Origin of the sequence: Kribbella sp. NBC_00889 (genome assembly GCF_045207705.1) — a bacterium.
In the GTDB taxonomy this organism is placed as follows: Bacteria; Actinomycetota; Actinomycetes; order Propionibacteriales; family Kribbellaceae; genus Kribbella.
Genome location: NZ_CP108783.1, coordinates 6,301,184 through 6,319,763, shown reverse-complemented (window position 1 = coordinate 6,319,763; position 18,580 = coordinate 6,301,184). Strand labels below are relative to the sequence as shown.

22 protein-coding genes are annotated in these 18,580 nt (G+C 68.8%); 11 read left to right on the top strand and 11 right to left on the bottom strand.

Going from position 1 to position 18,580, the window contains the following annotated elements; translation table 11 throughout:
* Positions 1-26: 26 nt before the first annotated feature.
* Positions 27-884, bottom strand: a complete 858-nt coding sequence (locus OG817_RS30880; protein WP_406048115.1) for a bifunctional methylenetetrahydrofolate dehydrogenase/methenyltetrahydrofolate cyclohydrolase — start codon at positions 882-884, stop codon at positions 27-29.
* A 198-nt stretch (positions 885-1,082) separates the two neighbouring features.
* Here OG817_RS30880 and OG817_RS30875 point away from each other — a divergent pair, with 198 nt between their 5' ends.
* Together OG817_RS30875 and OG817_RS30870 are read left to right on the top strand one after the other, a co-directional pair.
* Positions 1,083-2,069: a pirin family protein gene (locus OG817_RS30875; protein ID WP_406048114.1), complete on the top strand. Its 987-nt coding sequence runs from the start codon at positions 1,083-1,085 to the stop codon at positions 2,067-2,069.
* Positions 2,070-2,179: 110 nt separating this feature from the next.
* Positions 2,180-3,079 carry a hypothetical protein gene (locus OG817_RS30870; RefSeq protein WP_406048112.1) on the top strand — a complete coding sequence of 300 codons (900 nt, stop codon included), beginning with the start codon at positions 2,180-2,182 and terminating at the stop codon, positions 3,077-3,079.
* Positions 3,080-3,081: 2 nt separating this feature from the next.
* Here the strand turns inward: OG817_RS30870 and OG817_RS30865 are convergent, their stop codons facing one another.
* Positions 3,082-3,393: a cupin domain-containing protein gene (locus OG817_RS30865; RefSeq protein ID WP_406048110.1), complete on the bottom strand. Its 312-nt coding sequence runs from the start codon at positions 3,391-3,393 to the stop codon at positions 3,082-3,084.
* 71 nt (positions 3,394-3,464) lie between these two features.
* On the opposite strand from OG817_RS30865, the gene OG817_RS30860 reads away from it, so the two are divergent.
* On the top strand, positions 3,465-4,421 hold the full coding sequence (locus OG817_RS30860) for a helix-turn-helix domain-containing protein (protein WP_396391730.1): 957 nt from the start codon (positions 3,465-3,467) through the stop codon (positions 4,419-4,421).
* On the opposite strand, the gene OG817_RS30855 is transcribed toward OG817_RS30860, so the two are convergent.
* Together OG817_RS30855 and OG817_RS30850 are read right to left on the bottom strand one after the other, a co-directional pair.
* Entirely contained in the window at positions 4,388-5,023 is a 636-nt protein-coding gene (locus tag OG817_RS30855; RefSeq protein WP_406048108.1) for a phosphotransferase, read from the bottom strand. The two genes, OG817_RS30860 and OG817_RS30855, sit on opposite strands and share 34 nt — an antisense overlap.
* The gene (locus tag OG817_RS30850) at positions 5,024-6,295 is read right to left on the bottom strand and encodes a glycoside hydrolase family 18 protein (protein ID WP_406048107.1); all 1,272 of its coding nucleotides are present in this window, start codon (positions 6,293-6,295) and stop codon (positions 5,024-5,026) included.
* Between the two features lie 107 nt (positions 6,296-6,402).
* On the opposite strand from OG817_RS30850, the gene OG817_RS30845 reads away from it, so the two are divergent.
* Together OG817_RS30845 and OG817_RS30840 are read left to right on the top strand one after the other, a co-directional pair.
* Entirely contained in the window at positions 6,403-6,840 is a 438-nt protein-coding gene (locus OG817_RS30845) for a GNAT family N-acetyltransferase (protein ID WP_406048105.1), read from the top strand.
* A gap of 10 nt (positions 6,841-6,850) precedes the next feature.
* A complete protein-coding gene (locus OG817_RS30840) occupies positions 6,851-7,561 on the top strand; it encodes a transporter substrate-binding domain-containing protein (RefSeq protein ID WP_406048103.1) in 711 nt (236 codons plus the stop codon).
* Between the two features lie 66 nt (positions 7,562-7,627).
* Here OG817_RS30840 and OG817_RS30835 read toward each other — a convergent pair whose 3' ends face one another.
* Positions 7,628-8,620, bottom strand: coding sequence for a malate dehydrogenase (locus OG817_RS30835; RefSeq protein WP_396391735.1), 993 nt, complete (start codon positions 8,618-8,620; stop codon positions 7,628-7,630).
* Between the two features lie 321 nt (positions 8,621-8,941).
* Here OG817_RS30835 and OG817_RS30830 point away from each other — a divergent pair, with 321 nt between their 5' ends.
* Both OG817_RS30830 and OG817_RS30825 read left to right on the top strand, forming a co-directional pair.
* On the top strand, positions 8,942-9,610 hold the full coding sequence (locus tag OG817_RS30830) for a glycerophosphodiester phosphodiesterase family protein (RefSeq protein ID WP_406048101.1): 669 nt from the start codon (positions 8,942-8,944) through the stop codon (positions 9,608-9,610).
* Between the two features lie 16 nt (positions 9,611-9,626).
* Entirely contained in the window at positions 9,627-10,433 is an 807-nt protein-coding gene (locus OG817_RS30825) for a spermidine synthase (RefSeq protein WP_406048100.1), read from the top strand.
* Here the strand turns inward: OG817_RS30825 and OG817_RS30820 are convergent.
* Positions 10,396-10,914 (bottom strand): helix-turn-helix transcriptional regulator, encoded by a 519-nt coding sequence (locus OG817_RS30820; RefSeq protein ID WP_396391738.1) that lies wholly within the window; start codon positions 10,912-10,914, stop codon positions 10,396-10,398. The genes OG817_RS30825 and OG817_RS30820 overlap by 38 nt on opposite strands.
* 77 nt (positions 10,915-10,991) lie before the next feature.
* On the opposite strand from OG817_RS30820, the gene OG817_RS30815 reads away from it, so the two are divergent.
* Positions 10,992-11,855, top strand: coding sequence for an MOSC N-terminal beta barrel domain-containing protein (locus OG817_RS30815; RefSeq protein WP_360451397.1), 864 nt, complete (start codon positions 10,992-10,994; stop codon positions 11,853-11,855).
* 189 nt (positions 11,856-12,044) lie between these two features.
* Positions 12,045-12,218 carry a hypothetical protein gene (locus OG817_RS30810; protein WP_406048098.1) on the top strand — a complete coding sequence of 58 codons (174 nt, stop codon included), beginning with the start codon at positions 12,045-12,047 and terminating at the stop codon, positions 12,216-12,218.
* Here OG817_RS30810 and OG817_RS30805 read toward each other — a convergent pair.
* Positions 12,201-12,974, bottom strand: a complete 774-nt coding sequence (locus OG817_RS30805) for an MBL fold metallo-hydrolase (protein ID WP_406048096.1) — start codon at positions 12,972-12,974, stop codon at positions 12,201-12,203. The genes OG817_RS30810 and OG817_RS30805 overlap by 18 nt on opposite strands.
* 81 nt (positions 12,975-13,055) lie before the next feature.
* Here OG817_RS30805 and OG817_RS30800 point away from each other — a divergent pair, with 81 nt between their 5' ends.
* Entirely contained in the window at positions 13,056-13,994 is a 939-nt protein-coding gene (locus tag OG817_RS30800) for a GlxA family transcriptional regulator (RefSeq protein ID WP_406048094.1), read from the top strand.
* Between the two features lie 23 nt (positions 13,995-14,017).
* Here OG817_RS30800 and OG817_RS30795 read toward each other — a convergent pair whose 3' ends face one another.
* The 4 genes from OG817_RS30795 to OG817_RS30780 all read right to left on the bottom strand — a co-directional run bounded on the left by OG817_RS30795 (position 14,018) and on the right by OG817_RS30780 (position 18,098).
* Entirely contained in the window at positions 14,018-14,278 is a 261-nt protein-coding gene (locus tag OG817_RS30795) for a hypothetical protein (RefSeq protein ID WP_131352892.1), read from the bottom strand.
* Positions 14,279-14,356: 78 nt separating this feature from the next.
* A complete protein-coding gene (locus OG817_RS30790) occupies positions 14,357-16,375 on the bottom strand; it encodes a CAP domain-containing protein (protein WP_406048093.1) in 2,019 nt (672 codons plus the stop codon).
* A gap of 190 nt (positions 16,376-16,565) precedes the next feature.
* Complete coding sequence (locus tag OG817_RS30785; protein WP_406048091.1) at positions 16,566-17,375, bottom strand: CAP domain-containing protein; 810 nt, start codon at positions 17,373-17,375, stop codon at positions 16,566-16,568.
* A gap of 348 nt (positions 17,376-17,723) precedes the next feature.
* Positions 17,724-18,098 (bottom strand): CAP domain-containing protein, encoded by a 375-nt coding sequence (locus tag OG817_RS30780; RefSeq protein ID WP_396391744.1) that lies wholly within the window; start codon positions 18,096-18,098, stop codon positions 17,724-17,726.
* A gap of 13 nt (positions 18,099-18,111) precedes the next feature.
* Here OG817_RS30780 and OG817_RS30775 point away from each other — a divergent pair, with 13 nt between their 5' ends.
* A complete protein-coding gene (locus OG817_RS30775; protein WP_406048089.1) occupies positions 18,112-18,570 on the top strand; it encodes a hypothetical protein in 459 nt (152 codons plus the stop codon).
* Positions 18,571-18,580 lie beyond the last annotated feature (10 nt).

Genomic DNA, 18,580 nt, shown 5'->3' with positions numbered 1-18,580 from the left:
GCTCTTCTCGTTCTGTCCCGGCCGGGTCACTGCGCCAGGCTCGCTTCGGCGGCCTCGACGACGTTGGTCAGCAGCATCGCCCGGGTCATCGGGCCGATCCCGCCCGGCATCGGCGCGATCCACGAAGCCTGCTCGCGGGCGGCGGCCTCGATGTCGCCGACGATCTTGCCCTCGGCGTTGCGGCTGGTGCCGACGTCCAGCAGTACGGCGTCCGGCTTCACCATGTCCGCGGTGATCAGCCCGGCCGACCCGGCGGCGGCAATCACGATGTCGCCGGTGCGTACGACGGACGCCAGGTCGGTGGTGCCGGTGTGGCACTGGGTCACGGTGGCGTTCTCGCTCCGGCGGGTGAACAGCAGACCCATCGGGCGGCCGGCGGTCACGCCCCGGCCGATGACGACCACGTGCGCGCCCGCGATCGGAACGTCGTACCGGCGGAGGAGCTCGACACAGCCCTTCGGGGTGCACGGCAGCGGGCCGTCCTGGCCCAGGACGAGCTTGCCGAGGCTGACCGGGTGCAGGCCGTCGGCGTCCTTGGCCGGGTCGATCAGGCCGAGGATCGTGTTCGTGTCGACGTGCTTGGGCAGCGGGAGCTGGACGATGAAGCCGGTGCAGTCCGGGTTCTCGTTCAGCTCGCGGACCTTCGCGGCGATCTCGTCCTGGGTCGCGGTGTCCGGCAGTTCGATCTGGATCGACGCGATCCCGACCGCCGCACAGTCGCGGTGCTTGCCGGCCACGTACGCCCGGCTGCCCGGGTCGTCCCCGACCAGGATCGTGCCGAGCCCGGGCACCACGCCCTGCTCGGCCAGCTTCGCGACCCGGACCTTCAGCTCGTCCTTGATCGCCGCCGCGGTGGCCTTGCCGTCCAGAATCTGCGCCGTCACAAAGCAGGAGTCTGCCATGACCCGGACGTCCACCACTCACCAACGCCGCGACTCCCGTGGTCGTCGGGGGTGCGTGAGCGGGCGCCGGATCGGAGGTGACCAGTTGGTGAGTGCGGGACGTCCGGGGAACACACGACCTCTTGCCGCGGTTCAGTCAGATAGTTTATTCTTGAACTACTGAGCAGCGAGGAGACCACCATGCCCGCCGTGACCGTCAGCGACATCACTGTGCTGCCCCGCGTCCACCAGCCGGATCCGGCCGTCGCGCACGAGCGGGCGGTGAAGTCGGTGACGTCCGCGCCGAGCGGCTTCGAGGGGGAGGGATTCCCGGTACGGCGTGCGTTCGCCGGCGTGGACCTCCGCGACCTGGACCCGTTCATCCACATGGACCAGATGGGTGAGGTCGAGTACGCACCGGGCGAGCCGAAGGGTACGCCGTGGCACCCGCACCGAGGCTTCGAGACCGTCACCTACATGCTCGACGGGATCATGGAGCACCAGGACTCCAACGGCGGCGGCGGTGTCATCTCGAACGGCGACACCCAGTGGATGACCGCGGGCAGCGGGCTGCTGCACATCGAGACCCCGCCGGAGCATCTGGTGCTCAGCGGTGGCTTGTTCCATGGCATCCAGCTGTGGGTGAACCTGCCGAAGGTGCAGAAGTGGGCGCCCCCGCGCTACCAGGACATCCGCGGCGGTGACGCTGCCCTGCTGTCCACGGAGGACGGCGGCGCGCTGATCCGGGTGATCGCGGGCTCGGTCGACGGCCATGACGGCCCTGGCTCGACCCACACACCGATCACGTTGGTCCACGCGACCGTGAGCCCGGGCGCCGAACTGATGCTGCCGTGGCAGCCGGACTACAACGCGCTCGTCTACGTGCTGGCCGGTCAGGGAACGGTCGGCGCCGAGCACCGCCCGTTCCGCAAGGGCCAGTTGGCGGTCTTCGGCCCAGGTGACACGATCCGCACCGCGGCGAGTACGACGCAGCCGCAGGCGGAGCCGAACCTGGACGTCCTGATCATCGGCGGCCGCCCGATCCGCGAGCCGATCGCGATGGCCGGGCCGTTCGTGATGAACACCCGCGCCGAGGTCGTCCAGGCCTTCGAGGACTTCCAGGCCGGCAAGCTCGGCTCGATCCCCGCCGTCCACGGCGCTCCGACGGAACTGCGCAGTACCGAGTAGCGTGTCCTGGACAACCTGAAACCCCGGTTCTACCTTCAAACGAAGGGGAAACGGGGATTTCAGGGGGCATCATGTCGCGTTTCCGGAAACTTGCGCTCATTGTGTCCGCGGTGGCACTGACCGTCGCCGCCGGCGCACCCTTCCCGGCCTCGATCCCGTTGCCGAAGGACTTCCAGCCGGAGGGCATCGCCACCGGGCCCGGGGCAACGTTCTACGCCGGATCGCTCACCACGGGTGACATCTTCCGGGGCAGCCTGCGGACCGGCAAGGGTGCGATCTTCGTTGACGCGCCGCCGGGCCGCTCGGCCTCCGGGATGAAGGTCGAACGAGACGCGAAACGGCTGTGGGTGGCCGGCGGCGCGACCGGACATGCGTACGTGTACAGCACCCGCAACGGCTCGACGGTCAAGGATCTGGTGCTCGCCACCGGCGACAGCCTGATCAACGACGTCACGGTGACCGAGCACGCGGCATACTTCACCGACACGTTCGCTCCAGTGATCTACAAGGTGCCGATCGGCCACCACGGCCGGATCGGCACGCCGCAGACGATTCCGCTCAGTGGGCCTGCCGCCGTGATGGGGGTGTTCCCCAATCTGAACGGGATCGACGCGCCCCGGAGCGGGAAGTGGCTGATCCTCGGGCACTCGTCCCGCGGCGAGCTGTACCTGGTGAACCCGCGGACCGGTGCCAGCCGGACGATCGCGATCACCGGCGGCACCATCACCCCCGGTACACCGGACGGGATCCTGCTCGACGGCCGGACGCTGTGGGTGGTGGAGAACTTCGCTGAGCGGCTGGTCAAGATCAGGCTCAGTGGGGACCTGACCAGCGGCCGGATCACCGAGACCTTCACCAGCAAGCTGTTCCGCATCCCCACCACCGTGGCCAAGTCCGGCGACCGGCTCGCGCTGGTGAACGCCCGCTTCGATCTGGGCTTCCCGCCGCCGTTCGGGCCAGGAGCACCAGCAGGCACCGACTTCGACGTGGTGCAGATCAACAAGCCCTGAGGTCAGCCCTCCGGGTAGAACAGGAACAGGGTGCAGCCCTTTTCCGACTGCGGCACATGGGACGACCCGGCCGGGGCGTGGATGAACGAACCGGCTGGGTAGTCGCGGATCCCGTCGTTGAACACGCCGTCGACGACGTAGACCTCCTCCGGTCCCGGGTCGTGTACGTCGATGCCCTCCCAGCAGGAGCCTGGGTCCATCCGGAGCACGTGCGCCGAGGCGACGCCGTTGGTCCACAGCGATCGCAGGGTGATTCCGGGGAACAGTTCACGGACCGGCGCGTCGTCGACCGACGCCCATTCGTAGTTCTGCATACCTACGATCCTGAGATGTCCACAGAGATATCCCCAGTGTCTGGATAGTCTCGTTCAGGTACTTTTCTGTCATGAGTCCGCATCGGGTCGTCGCGCTGGTGTCGGCACCGCAGGGGAGCTTCGAGCTGGGCTGCGCGGCCGTGGTGTTCGGCAACGACCGGTACCGGTTCAGCGTGTGTGCCGAGCGGCCGGGCGCGGTCCGGACATTGGGAGGTTTCGACCTGCTGGTGACGTCCGGGTTGCGGGCGCTGGACCGGGCCGACACGATCGTCGTTCCGGGCTGGCTGCCGGTCGGCCGGATGCCGTCCGACGCGGTGCTGCGCGCCTTGCGGCGAGCCCATCGACGGGGTGCCCGGCTCGTGAGCATCTGCTCGGGTGCGTTCGCGTTGGCGGCGACCGGTCTGCTCGACGGTCGCCGCATCACCACGCATTGGCGGCAATGCGACGTACTGCAGCAGCAGTTCCCTGCAGTCCAGGTGGATCCGGACGTGCTCTACATCGACCACGGTGACATCGCGACGAGCGCCGGCTCCGGCACCGGGATCGATCTGTGTCTTCATCTCGTCCGCAACGACCACGGCGCCGCGTACGCCGCTCAGATCGCGCGGACGATGGTGATGCCGCCGCACCGGGAGGGCGGCCAGGTCCAGTACCGGACCGACGACCGCCCACAGTCTCCCGATGCGTTGGGTGCCCTGCTGGACTGGGCGACCGAGCGACTCGCCGAGCCGATCACCGTGGACGACCTGGCCGCGCAGTTGAACGTGTCACCGCGGACACTCGCCCGACGCTTCGCGGTCGAGCTCGGAGTCGCTCCGGGGCAGTGGCTACTGGCGCAACGGATCGCCCGGACCCGTGCCTTGCTGGAGGAAACCGACCTCCCGATCGAGACGATCGCGACCCGCGTCGGCCTTTCGTCGGCAACCAACCTGCGCCGCCGCTTCCACACGGCCGTCCGCACGACGCCCAGTGCCTACCGCCGGGCCTTCCGAGCTCAGAAGTCCCCGGAGTTGTCGAGATCGATGTAGTAGCGGATCCGTGGGTCGTCCGGTTCGCCGCCGTACGCCTCGACGAAACGCCGAGCCGCGGGAGGACCGCCATACTGCGGATTGAGCTCGCCGGACAGACTCTTGTACATCAACGCCAGGTCGACGTAGCGGTCACCGGAGCCGAGCCGGCTGAGGTCGAGGATGCCGGTGAAGCGCAGCGTCTCAGGGTCGATGAAGACGTTCGGCGCCGCGTAGTCGCCATGGGTGACCACCTCCCGCTCACCCGGGAACGGCGACAGAAACGGGCAGTCGGTCAGCTCATGCAGCGCACGAAGGCCGTCCGCGATCGCGGCAAGGACGGCCGACCGGTCACGGGCCGGCCACGGCTGGGACGCGTCCCGACCGGGCAGCTCGCTGGTCAGCAGCCAGTTGTTGCCTCGGTCAACGACTGTCGGACAGGGGAAGCCGGTCGTGCCGAGCCAGGCCAACCGGTCGGCCTCGTCGTCGCTGCCCGGACCTGCCTTGTAGAACAGGCGTTCCCGGCCTCGGTCGAGTCGTACGACCGTAGCCTCGGAGTTGCCGAGGTGGATCGGTTCGGCGCCGACCGCGCCGAACCGATCCACGAGGGAGTTCAGATCCACTCAGCGAAGATTACGGTGCAACGCCGAGATCAGCTCCCCATTTCCGGTGTCGCCGTCGAGCGACCAGATCATCGCGCCACCCAGATCGCGCTTCGAGATGTACTGCGCCTTGCGCTTCATCTCCACCGGGTCGTCCCAGGTCCAGAACGTCGTACCGTCGAAGATCCAGGCGAAACCGGCCTCGTTGTCGCGGTAGACGGTGTAGTTGGACAGCTGCGCCTTGAGATAGTGGTAGTCGTCCGTACCGGGCTCGAACGTGCCCGGTGCGGCGCCCGTCGAGGGCTGGAAGAGGCCGTGGTTCTGATCGGTCACGCCGGTCCAGCCGTGGGAGTAGAACGGCACGCCCATGACCAGTTGGCTCCGGGGTGCGCCCCGGGCCAGATAGGCGTCGATCGTCACCTGCGAGCTGAACTCCGGTGTGGTCGGGTCGCCCTTCGGTCCGTCGATCGCGGACTGCTGGTTCGTCAGCTGCTCCCACGGGCCGTGGTAGTCGTACCCCTGCGTCGTACCGAAGGTCAGGTCCTTGAACAGCTTGCGGACCTCGAACCCGTTGTCGATCATCGTCGGATTCGCCGGCAGGAACGCGGTCAGGTTGTAGCGGCCCTTGAACGGCCAGGACAACTGGTCGAGTTGCGTGCGGTACTCGTGGACCAGCGCGGTGAAGTTCCGCTTGTCCTCGGGCCGGATCACGTTGCCCGGGTTGCCTTCGCTGCCGGGCCACTCCCAGTCGAGATCGATCCCGTCGAAGACACCCTTGGCGGCACCCGCGGGCAGGCCGGGCAGGTTGCCCTTCAGCCACATGTCCACACAGGACTTCACATGCGCGGCCCGCGAGGCCGGCGTGAGTGCGGCGTCGGAGAAGTACTTCGAGCCGGTCCAGCCGCCGAGCGAGATGCTGATCCGCAGCTTCGGGTACTGCTTCTTGAGTTTCCTGAACTGGTTGAGGTTGCCGTTGAGCACCTGCCCCGGCTCGTCGGCCTTGCCGTCGATGCTCTGCTCGGCGCTGAACGGCCGCTGGTAGTCGGCCCACGCGTCGCTGCTCAGGCAGTTCCCGGCAGCGTCGACGAACCCGAACGCGTAGTTGATCTGGGTCAGCCGCGCGGCCGACCCGTTCTTGACCAGATCGCTGACCAGGAAGTTCCGGTCGTACCCGCTCCAGTTGGTGTAGTACCCCACCACCCGCTTGCTGTCGTGCGCCTCGGCCGGTACGGCGGCAATGCCCGCCATCCCGACCCCGGCCGCGACCAGCAACGCCACACTCCGACGTCTCATTCGACTCCCCACCTGGCGGTTCGAGGGACAAAGTGCGCTCACAGTAGGACTGTTCCGACGATTTACACAATGTCTCTACCAAAAAATCTCTGACCTAGAATTCGCGGATGATCAGACCCGCGACGGACGGCGACGCGGACGCGGTCACGACGATCGTGAAGAGCGCGTTCGAGGGCTACATCCCGCGCATGGGCGTGGCGCCGATCCCGATGGTGATGGACTACCGCGCGGCCATCGCGGCCGGGAAGGTCTGGGTGGCCGGAGAGCCGATCGCGGGCCTGGTGTTGCTGGAGGACGAACCGGACTCACTGCTGCTGGACGTGCTCGCCGTCTCGCCCGACGCCCAGGGTCGCGGCATCGGCGCCGCCCTGCTGGCCTTCACCGAGTCCGAGGCGAGGGCTCGCTGCTTCGACCGGATCACCCTCTACACCAACGCCGCGATGACCGAGAACCTCGCCTACTACCCGCGCCACGGGTACGTCGAAACCGGCCGCGAGACCGTCGAGGACCGGCACCGCGTCTTTTTCCGCAAGGACCTCGCGTAGGGTCGCCGGCATGACGGACGTGCGTGCGGATCTGGCGCCTACGGGTGCGTTGCGGGCTTCGATCAACCTGGGCAACCCGGTGCTGGCACAGGGGACTCCCGAGCAGCCGGGTGGGGTCACGGTGGACATCGCCCGGGAGATCGGGCGGCGGCTCGAGGTACCAATGGAGCTCCTGTGTTTCGACGCCGCGCGGAAGTCGTTCGAGGCGATGGCGACCGGCCAGGCGGACATCTGCTTCCTCGCTGTCGATCCCGCGCGGGCCACGGAGGTCGCGTTCACCGCGCCGTACGTCGTCATCGAGGGCGTCTTCGCCGTACCGCGAGACTCTGCCCTCACGACCGTCGACGAGGTGGACAGCCCCGGGGTCCGCATCGGCGTGAAGCAGGGGTCGGCGTACGACCTCTACCTGACGCGGGAGTTGCGGAACGCAACCGTCGTCCGCGGCAACGAAGGTGTTGACGTGTTCCTCGCCGAAGGCCTCGAGGCCGCGGCCGGGATCCGGCAGCCGATCGCCAGGTTCGTTGCCGCCACCCCCGAGGTGCGGCTGATCGACCAACGATTCATGGAGATCCGGCAGGCCGTCGGCACCACGAAGGACCGCCGTCCGGAGACCGTTGCCTTCCTCCACGACCTGGTCGAGGAGCTCAAGGCGAACGGATTCGTTGCCGACTCCCTCCTTCGGTCCGGGCAGCCTGACGCCTCGGTCGCTCCGCCCGCCTGACGCTCGGTGCCCGATGACGCACGAAGGCCCCCGGGAAAACCCGGGGGCCTTCGTCCGTGCGGAGGATCAGCCCAGCAGGTTGAGTGCCTGGACCGCGTCGCGCTCTTCGGCCAGCTCGGCGGTGCTGGCGTCGATCCGGGCGCGAGAGAAGTCGTTGATCTCCAGGCCCTGGACGATCTCCCAGTTGCCGTCCTTGGTGGTCACCGGGAACGAGGAGATCAGGCCCTCGGGGACGCCGTACGAGCCGTCGGACACGACCGCCATCGACAGCCAGTCGCCGTCGGCCGAGCCGCGCAGCCAGTCCCGGGTGTGGTCGATGGTGGCGGCCGCCGCGGACGCCGCCGAGGACGCGCCCCGGGCCTCGATGATCGCCGCGCCGCGCTTCTGCACGGTCGGGATGAAGTCGCTCTCCAGCCAGGTCTGGTCGTTGACCACCTCGGCCGCGTTCTTGCCGGCCACCTCCGCGTGGAAGATGTCCGGGTACTGGGTCGCCGAGTGGTTGCCCCAGATCGTCATCTTCTTCAGGTCGGTGACGTGGACGCCGGCCTTCTTCGCCAGCTGGGCCAGCGCGCGGTTGTGGTCCAGCCGGGTCAGCGCCGAGAACCGCTCGGCCGGGATGTCCGGCGCGTTGCTCTTCGCGATCAGCGCGTTGGTGTTGGCCGGGTTGCCGGTCACGCTGATCCGGATGTCGTCCGCGGCGTGGTCGTTCAGGGCCTTGCCCTGGACGGTGAAGATCGCGCCGTTGGCCTCCAGCAGGTCACCGCGCTCCATCCCCTTGGTCCGCGGTCGCGCGCCCACCAGCAGCGCGACGTTGACACCGTCGAAGACGACGTTCGGGTCGTCGCCGATCTCGATGCCGGCCAGGGTCGGGAACGCCGAGTCGTCGAGCTCCATCACCACACCCTCGAGCGCCTTCAGCGCCGGAGTGATCTCCAGCAGCCGCAGCTCGACCGGAGTGTCCGGCCCGAGCAGCGCGCCGCTCGCGATCCGGAACAGCAGGCTGTAGCCGATATTCCCGGCGGCTCCGGTAACGGCCACCTTCACCGGTGTAGTGCTCACGACACGCTCCTCGAACTGATTTGACTGTGTATTTCGGACGCTAGCAAGCCGCGCGCCCCACTCCAACGCTGGGGCGTCGCCGACTTCCTCACATCTGTCTTCACCACCCCGACACCTGGCGTCCTCGGTGCGGCCCCCGCGATGTAGCTCCCCGACCTGAAGGTGTGTCCAATTCCTGACGTGTAAGGAGAAGCACATGAAGCGAACGGTGCTGCCCCGCCGATTCGTCCCTGTCGCCGCCTCGGCGCTCGCGGTGACCGCCGCGGTCCTGGCGCCGCACGGGCCAAGGAGCGGATTGCGGACGTCCGCCAGCACAACACGGTGTTCAACGGGCACTACCAGATCCCGACGTTCCAGGAGGTCATCGACCTGAGTCGCCGGCTGTCCAAGGAGCTCGGCCGCCCGGTCGGCATCTACCCCGAGACCAAGCACCCGACGTACTTCCAGCAGCAGGGCCTCGCGCTCGAGCCGGAGTTGGTCAAGATGCTGAACCGCAACGGCCTGAACCGCAAGGACGCCAAGGTGTTCGTGCAGTCCTTCGAGGTGTCCAACCTCAAGGCCTTGCACAAGCAGTTGCGGGTCCCGCTGGTCCAGCTCACCAGTTCGTCCGGGGCGCCGTACGACTTCGTCGCCGCGGGAGACAAACGCACGTACGCCGACATCGTCAGCCGGGACGGCCTGCGTGAGGTGGCGACGTACGCCGACGGGCTCGGTCCGTCGAAGGACCAGGTGATCCCGCTGGGCGCGGCCGGCAAGCTCGGCAAACCGACCAGCCTGGTCGCGGACGCGCACCGCGCCGGTCTCGTCGTCCACCCGTACACCTTCCGGGTCGAGAACACCTTCCTGCCGGCCGAGTTCGACAGTTCCACAGTGGCCACCGACTCGGGCAACCTGTTCGGCGAGATCGCGGCGTACCGCCAGGCTGGGATCGACGGGCTGTTCACCGACAACACCGACATCGCGGTGGCGCAGGAGAAGGAAGCCCGGTAGCTGAAAAGATGGGTGGGTGGAACGCAAGGTCGGATCCGGGACCGCGACCGTCGAGGCGGACGCCGATGGGACGTTCGTGCTGCGGGTCGACGGGTCGCTGCAGTCCCAGGTCGACCTTGCGGACCCCACCCACCTGTCGTTCGAGTACATGCGCCGGATCGGCGACGTCGTCGACGCCGTCGCGCCACGGCGCCAGCCGGTCGCGGTCGTCCACATCGGTGGGGCGGCGCTGAGCCTGCCGAGGTACGTCGCGAGCACCCGGGCACGGTCGCGGCAGATCGTCCTCGAACCCGACGAGGACCTGACCGAGTTCGTCCGGGAGGCGCTGCCGCTGCCGAAGCGCTCCGGCATCAAGGTGCGCGCCGTCACCGGCCGGGCCGGGATCACCCAGTTGTACGACGATTCGATGGACCTGCTGATCCTGGACGCGTTCGAACGCGAGGCGGTGCCGGCGAACCTTGTCACCAGCGAGTTCTTCACCGAGTGTGCGCGGGTGCTGCGGCCGACCGGCGTACTGGTCGCGAACCTGATCGACGGGTCGGCCGGCCTGCCGTTCATCCGCCGGGTGGTGGCGACCGTCCGCGGGGTGCTCGGCGACGGCGTCGTCCTCGCCGAGCGGAAAGTCCTGCGTGGCAAGGGGTTCGGCAACGTCATCCTGGTCGCGTCACCACAGTCTGTGCCCGAGCTGACCGCGGCCGGCCGACGGGCTCAGCCGCCGTACGACGTGATGCCGCTGAGCGAGCTGGCCGGGAAGGCGCCGCCGCTCGTCGACGCGGAAGGGTTCGTCACGCCGCCGGCACCGCCGGGGACCTTCCGGAGCTGATCCGGTCGACGGCCTGCGCGACCGCCGCCCGCTCGGCGGGCGTCGCGCCGATCGCCCGCACCAGGTGGTCGAGTCGATCGCGACCGGCCAGACGCGTGCCCTGCAGCCACCCCTGAATGGTGGTGCGCGGGATGCCGGTCAATCGAGCCAGAGTCCGCAGCGATCGTGGCCGAGCCAGCGTGGCGAGAGCGCCGCCCAGGTCTTCGAGTGTGGTGGCGAGTTGGAGCAGCCCGAGGACGTCCTGCGGATCGCGGCCCGCGGTCTCCCAGTGGCGCCGCCACACGGGCATGAGGTCGGGTGGGACGCCACAGCCGGTCAGGAACGCGGCCGTCACCTCCCAGGTCGGCAGCTGCTTGCCGCCGGCCGCGCGGACCAGGTGCGCGTGTGAGTAGTGCGCTCGCTCGGCCAGTTCGCGGTACGTCAGCCCGGCATGTCGTCGTACCCGCTGCAGTGCCGCGGCGAAGGCTTCCACATCCTGCATTGCGACCTCCTCGCGATCAAACATAATCCAACATGAATGAACAGATCAAGTGACAGGAGTCAAGGTAGGCTTGGCCAATGTCCGTTGCGAAGGTCGCCGCTCTGGCCTACTACCCCGTGAAGGGTCTGTCCGGTGTGCCGGTGGAGCACGCCGAGGTGGGGCCGACCGGGCTCCGGCACGACCGGAACTTCATGCTGGTCGAGCCCGACGGCACGTTCCTGAGCCAGCGCAGCCTGCCCGCGATGGCGTCGCTGCGGGCCGAGATCCTCAGCGACGGTGACGCGCTCAGGTTGTCCGGCCCCGGCGTACCGGACGTGGAGGTCCAGGTCCGGTACGACGGCAAGCGGCGCGACGTCAGCCTGTTCGGCAAGTGGTTCGGGCAGGGCGTCGTCCAGGACCCGGCCGCGGACAGTTGGTTCACCGAACGGCTCGGCAGGCCGGCGGCGCTGGTCCGGGTCACGCCCGAGCACGAGCGGCCGGGCTGGGGTGTGCATCTGGGACAGACCGGGTTCGGCGACGCGCACGCGCTGATGATCACCTCGCTGTCGTCGCTCGACGGCCTGAACGAGCGGATCGTCGAGCGCGGCGGCGACGCGATCCCGATGAACCGCTTCCGCCCGAACGTCGTCGTGGCCGGCTGGCCCGAACCGCACACAGAGGACAAGGTGCTGCGGATGTCGGCCGGCTCGGTCGAGATCGGGTACTCGGCCCGCTCGATCCGGTGCGCGGTTCCGACCGTTGACCAGGCGACCGGCGAGAAGCGCGGGCCGGAGCCGACCCGGACGCTGGCGACGTACCGGCGTCAGCCCGACTACGGCGGCGGCGTCAGCTTCGGCATGAAGGCCGCGGTACTTGCCGAGGGCACTCTTCACGTGGGTGATGAGATCTTGGTACACGAATGGATCCCGGCCGGGGCGGACCCGGCGCGGACCGAGCGGTAGCGTCCGAGACTCCATCCGACAGCGAGGGGGAGTCGTGCACCGGATCCTGTTGTTGCTGTTGGCACCTGCCTCGTTGCCCGTCCCGGCGACCGCCGAGGTTCCGCGGACGCCGTCGTACCAGGTGGAGCTGACCAGCAACGCCGATGGCAGGCGTCGTACGCGACGTATGTCTACACCTATGGCTCGTGCATGCTGCATGAGTTGGAGCGGCTGATCGGGGCACCGGCGATGGCGCGGCTGCTGACGACCTACGCGCGCGACCATTGGTTCGGGGTGTCCACCCCGGCCGATTTCAAGGCTGCCGCGCAGGCCGTCAGTTCGACCGACCTGACGTCGTTCTGGAGATCACACGCCGTCGGCTAGCGCCGTCGCGACGCCGTGATCCAGGACGCGCAGACGGTCGCTCAGTCCCGTGGCCGTGAACGCCGCCGTCACCATGTCGGGGCCTTCGGAGAAGTGCGCCCAGCCCTCGGTGTGGACCGGGACGATGACCGCAGGGTCGAGGAAATGCGCGGCCTCGACCGCGGCCTCTGTCGTCAGCGTCAGGGGTGCTCCATCCAGGAGCGCCGTACGTGCTGCGCCGGCGAAGAGGATGGCGACGTCGAACGGGCCGGAGCGGCCAGCGATCTGCTTCACCAGATCCACCGAGGCGTTGTCGCCCGACACGTAGACGGTCGGTAGACGTTCGCCGCTGAGCACGAAGCCGGTGACGACTCCCGTGACCGCCTCCGCGCCCTCAGGACCGTGCAAGGCGGGTACGCCGGTCACCGTCAGCACGCCGCTGTCCGGTCGCTGCAGGTCGTACGACTCCCAGTTCGCCAGACCGTGGACGCCGGGGATCCGGGTGGCCGCACCCGGAGTCGACAGGACCGTGGGGATCGACGGCAGCAGCGCGCGGCCGGCGTCGTCCAGGTTGTCCTTGTGCTGGTCGTGCGACAGCAAGACGGCATCGATCGTCCCGAGCTCCGCGGCCGGCACCGCCGGACCGGTCAGCTTGGTCATCACCCGCCCGCCCGGCAGTTCGTAATCCTGGGGTTCGTCGAAGGCGGGATCGGTCAGCAGGTTCAGCCCACCAAGGCTGATCAGGGCGGTCGGGCCGCCGATGTGCGTGATCTTCATACCTCGATCTTCCGGCGCGGCAGCGCCGTCCACCATTGGCCCGCGAGCCACAGTTCCTGAAGATCGGGCCATACTGGTTCCATGCGTACAGTCGCCGTCCTCGCGTACGACGGGATGAGCCCGTTCCATCTGTCCGTGCCCTGCCTGGTCCTCGGCGACCGCCAGGGTGCGCAGGGTCAGTACGACGTACTGGTCTGCGCCGAGGAGTCGGGGCAGCTGCGGACCAACGCGGGCTTCGGGATCACCGTCGAGCGCGGGCTCGAGGTGATGGATCGGGCGGATGTGGTGATCCTGCCGAGTTGGGATCCGGGCCGCGAACCGTCCGCCGTACTGCTCGACTCCATCCGGCGGGCGCATGCGCGCGGTGCCACTGTGGTCGGGCTGTGCATCGGCGCGTTCCTGGTCGCAGCCAGCGGGATCGCGGACGGCCGGGAGATTGTGACGCATTGGCGATGGGCGCATCGGCTCCAGGAGCGGTACCCCGGGATCACGGTGCGCGCGGATGTGCTGTGGTCGGATCTGGGGGATTTGCTGACGTCCGCTGGGACGGCCGCGTCGCTTGACTGCTGCCTGCACCTGGTGCGCACCCACCACGGTGTCGAGTTGGCCGAGCAGCTGGCCCGGAGCATCGTGGTGGCGCCGCATCGCAGTGGTTCGCAGGCGCAGTACATCCCGGTCCCGGTGCCGCCGGATCCGAGTGACGACGTGATCGAGAGGGCGATGCTGTGGGCTCGCGCTCGGCTGGATCAGCCCTTGTCGCTGGATGAATGGGCGAGCGCGGTTGCGCTGTCGCGGCGTACCTTCACGCGGCAGTTCCGCGCGCGGACCGGCAGTTCGGGGCAGGCCTGGCTACTGCGGCAGCGGCTGGATCGGGCCAGGTTGTTGCTCGAGACCACCGATCACCCGGTCGAACGGATCGCCACCGACAGCGGCTTCGGCAGCAGCGCAGCCCTCCGCCACCACTTCCACACCATCCTCGGCACAACCCCCCAACGCCACCGCCAGGACTTCGCCGTCTGACCCCGCTGGAGCAGACAGGAGGGTCAGAGGATGAGGAGGAGCATGTAGAGGGCGGGGGCGGCGAAGGTGATGAGGAGGATCCAGGCGATCATCCGGTGCCGGGGCTTGTCGCGATCCAGCGACGAGGCGAAGTAGAGGACGGCGCCTTCCTCGGTGTGCCGGCTCAGGCCCATCCGCCGTGCTTCCTCGGGCCGCGGATCCGGGCGCTCGTCCGCGAGCGCGTCCGGCGGGATTCCGAAGTGCGCGGGCCGGGCTGGGTCCAGATCATCACGTTCCCCGTACATCCGGCCTCCCGCAGGGTTGGTGGACCATGAGTCGTTCTTACATGGTCGCACCAACAACCTACGAAATCCGCGTGCGTCTTACGAGAACTGCGCCACCCACGCGCTCCGGGTCTTGTGGGCGCAGAATATCGGGATGCAGAGCCCGGGGCTGTAGGTCGCCTCCCGGGCGCCGACCCCGAGGGTGGTGAGACCACAGTTCAAGATCGTGCTCCGGTAGTCGCTCATCATCTTGTCGAACGCCTTCTCGGAGCTCCAGTTGTCGCCACCGGCGGACGCCGACGTGGACGAGCTCGAGTTGAGACCGTTGCCTGACGTGGCGTGCTGACCCGCGGAGCTGCGTGCGCTCTCGGTGAGATCGGTGTCCCGCTTCAGCGGCGCACACCCGTTGCTGGTGCGGGCGCTGTTGATGCGGTTGAAAAGGTCGAGCTCGGCCGAGGTCATGCTGCCGTCATCCGCGGGAGGAGGCGGTGGGGCTGACGTGGTGGGGGGTTTGGACGGGGACGTGGTGGTCGGGCGGTCGTCGGGGGTCGCGGTGGGGTCCGTCGTCGTACGACCCTCGGTTGGGCTCGCGGTCGGGCGATCGGTGGTCGACGGCGTGGTGCTGGGAGTCGCCGATTCCGAGGGCGTGGGAGTCGCCGACGGCGGGACCGTCGGTGTAGCCGTCGGGGTCGGTGGTGCGACGACCGGCTTGGTCGTCGGCGTGATGTAGGTGTCGTCGGTCCGGGTGACGATCGGGATCGACGCGTCGGCCTGGTCGTTCTGCGGCTGGTGCAGCAGGATCCAGGAGATCGGGGTGATCACCAGGATCACGGACGCGACCGCGATCAACGAACGCCGTCCTCGGGCAGCCTTCCCGGCCGCCGCCGCACGAGCCGCACTCCGCGACCCGCCGCGCCCGCCACCGGAACCACCGGCGCCGCCGAGACGACGCTCAGCGCCGGAACCACTCGCGTCGCGGTCCGCGGTCCGCTTGTTCCCCGCTCCGCTCCGAGCACCGAGCTCAGCCCCCGTCGTACCAGCGCCAGACCCAGCGCTCACAGACTCACCGGCCCCAAGCCGGCTCGTTGTGTCCGCAGGACCAGTAGCGCCACCAAGCCCGGTAGCCCCGGTCCGCGACCCACCGAGTCCGGTGGAGCCGGTCCGCGGGCTGGTTCCCAGGTGAGCGGTCCCGGTCGCGGTCAGCGTCCCGAACTCGTTCCCGATCCCGGTAGGACCCGCGGTCCGGGCGCCGTACTCCGACCCGCTCGTGCCGCTCCGGGCGCCGTACTCCGTCCCCGTCGGGCTGCCGGTTCCGCCGTACTCCGTCCCGGTCGTGCTGCTGCCCCAGGCGGTGGAGTCCGTGCCAGTTGTGTCGCTGGAACCAGTGGGCTTCGTGCCGGCCGAGTCCGCTCGGGAGGTGAAGTCCCAGGCAGATGCCGGGGTTCCGCCCGAGCGTCCTTCGTCGGGATTGGTGAAGTCCCAGGCGGAAGCGGCTGTGCCGGCGGGTGGTTCCGTGGCGCGGGCGTCGGCTTGGGATGCGAAGTCCCACGCCGAGGCCGGAGTACCCGAGGCTTGTGCGCGGTCGCGGGACTCCGCCTGTGCGGCGAAGTCCCATGTGGATGCGGCGGTCCCGGCCGTGCGTCCGCTGGACTCGGACGAGATCCTGGGGGCTGCCACCCGGCGCGCGTTGTACTGCGGGGTGTCCGAGGACGCCGGCCGGCGGGCGGCACGTCGCGCTCCGCTCTCGGTTGATACCTCGTCCTCCGGCGCACCGGCCGTCGACTGGGTGACCCACGAAGGAGAGCCGCCGACTGCGCGCGTGCCCGAGCCACTGAACCCCGGCTGTGACGACCCGAAGCCCGGCTCGGACGACCCGCCGAAGCCCGACTCGGGCGAGTTGAAGCCTGAGGAGCGCGGGGCGTACTGCGGGGTGGTGTCGGGGCCGGACCAGAGGGGTGCGTCATCGGTCGGGCGTGGTGCGTACCGCGGTGGTTCGGGAGGGGCCGGCGGGGTGGTGTTCTCCGCCGGGGTGGACCGGTTGGACCGGTCTGCTCGCGAGGAGGCGCGGGTCGCCTTCCTGCGTGGCTTGTACCGGCCGCTGCCGCCGGACTCGGACATTATGTCGTTGTTCCCTTCACTGTCGCCCCAAGACGTGCTTCGTCAGTCGTCTCACCGGAGCCCCCTAGGACGGACCGGCGACCTGACAAGAACGGACCTACCCGCAGTGACCGGCCGTCAACCGGCCGGACATTGTGACCGTGAGACAACGTATCCGCCACACTCTGTGTTTTCCACACAATGACAGCCCTCAGCTCCGGCCGAAGTCCTGGACCCAGCTGCCCGGGCCCCAGTCGGACCGGACCTGACCCGAGTCGTAGCCGATGCCGATCGAGGTGAACCGGCAGTTCAGGATGTTCTTGCGGTGCCCGTCGCTCTGCATCCAGGCGGCGACCACCTTCTGTGCGGTGGAGTAGCCGGCGGCGATGTTCTCGCCCCAGCTGGAACCGCGGTACCCGGCGGCCGCCATCCGGTCGCCCGGATCCTGGCCGTCGGGGTTGGTGTGGTCCATGTAGTGCCGGCGGACCATGTCGGATGCATGCCGACCGGCCGCCTTGACCAGTGCGCTGTCCAGCCGGAGCGGACCGCAGCCTTGCTGCTGCCGGATCTGGTTGGTCAGGTTCAGCACCTCACGCTCCTGCGAGCTGGTGCCGCCAGCTCCAGACGGCGGCGGGTCGCTCGGTGCCGGGTCCGTGGTGACCGTCCTGGTCGGCGTACTGCGGCTGGGCCGCGGCTTGGGCCGGTCGCTGCCGTTCGTGGTCCGCGGTGGTGCCGGGGTCACCGTCACCGTCATGACCGGGTCGGTCGGCGTGGTGAGACCGTCCGTGGGGGTGGTGCTCGGGGTGCCGCTGGTCTGCGGCGTGTCCGACGACGTCGTGGTCGACGCGGCCGCACCGAGGGTCGGCGGGAGAATGGTGGTCGCGCCGTTCGGCAGGGTCTTGGTCACGGTGATGCCCGGCGTCCCCGGCCGGGTGTCGTCGCCCGTGGAGTCCTGCCGGGTGTCCTCGGAGACGTTCAGAACCTTGGTCGCGTCCTCGACCGTGGAGGGGTCGCGTGACATCAGCCAGACCACCGGGCCGATCGCGAGCAGAACCGACAGGGCGCTGACGGTCGGGCCGATCAGGCCGCGACTATGCCGGGGCGCACGTCGGGTCCCGCGGTGTCGCCGGGGGGGAGGCGAATCCGTCATGGGTGGGCGAGTCCTCTTCGTCTTTCGTCGTACCGAGTACTTCGTCGTTCCCCTCGGGGTCCAGCCAGGTCCCCCCTGGTGTCAGGCAGTGACCCTAACCGATCAGATAGGTCACCGTTACAGATCCGCGATCCCTCTTAACGATCCCTGAAGGTTGGCGGAAACCGATTTACCACCGGCTCGCCCACGGGCCGGTGGCAGCGATGTGAACGGCGCGGATCAGCCGCCGAAATCCTGTACCCAGGAGCCGTTCGACCAGTCCGGTTTGACCTGGCCGGAGTCGTATCCGACGCCGAGCCACTTGTAGGTGCAGTTGAGGATGTTCTCCTTGTGGCCGGGGCTGTTCATCCAGCCCTTCACCACGGCCGCGGCACTGGAGTAGCCGACGGCAATGTTCTCGGCCATCGCGCCGCCGCTATAGCCGGCCGCCTTCATCCGGTCGAACGGACTACGGCCGTCCAGGCTGTCGTGCGCGAAGTAGTGCTTGTCGACCATGTCGGACGCATGCGCCTCGGCGGCCCGGGACAGCGCACTGTTCATCCGCAGCGGCCCGCAGCCGGCCTTCGCCCGCTCGTCGTTGGTGAGCGACAGCACCTGTGCCTCGGCAGTGCCCGATCCACCGGACGGCTTGGTCGTCGTCCTGGTTGGCCTCGGAGTAGAGGTGTGGCTCGGCTCCGGCGCCGGCTTCCGGGTGGAGTCGCGGCTGGGCTCCGTACTCCTCCGGGTCGGTGTCGGGCTCTTGGTCTTCGGCCGCGTCGGCGTCGCTTTCGGCGGTGTCGGCGTCGGACTCGGTGTGTACGCCGGAGTGCTCGGGCTGATCGGCGTCGACGAGGCGTCGTCGGTGATCGAGGGGATCGGCTGCTCCTGGCTGGTCGGCCTGCTCGAACCGGTGTCCCGCAGCACGAACCACCCGATGCCCGTCAGCAGGACCAGGGCGGAGAGAGACGCGAGGATGGGACCGGCCACTCCGCGACCAAGCGACCGTTTGTGGTTCGTCATGGTGTGCAGCCTTGCCCGCGGCAGTACGGCGTCACTCCCGCCCGAGCCGCACTTCACGAAGCTTTGACAAACTCATG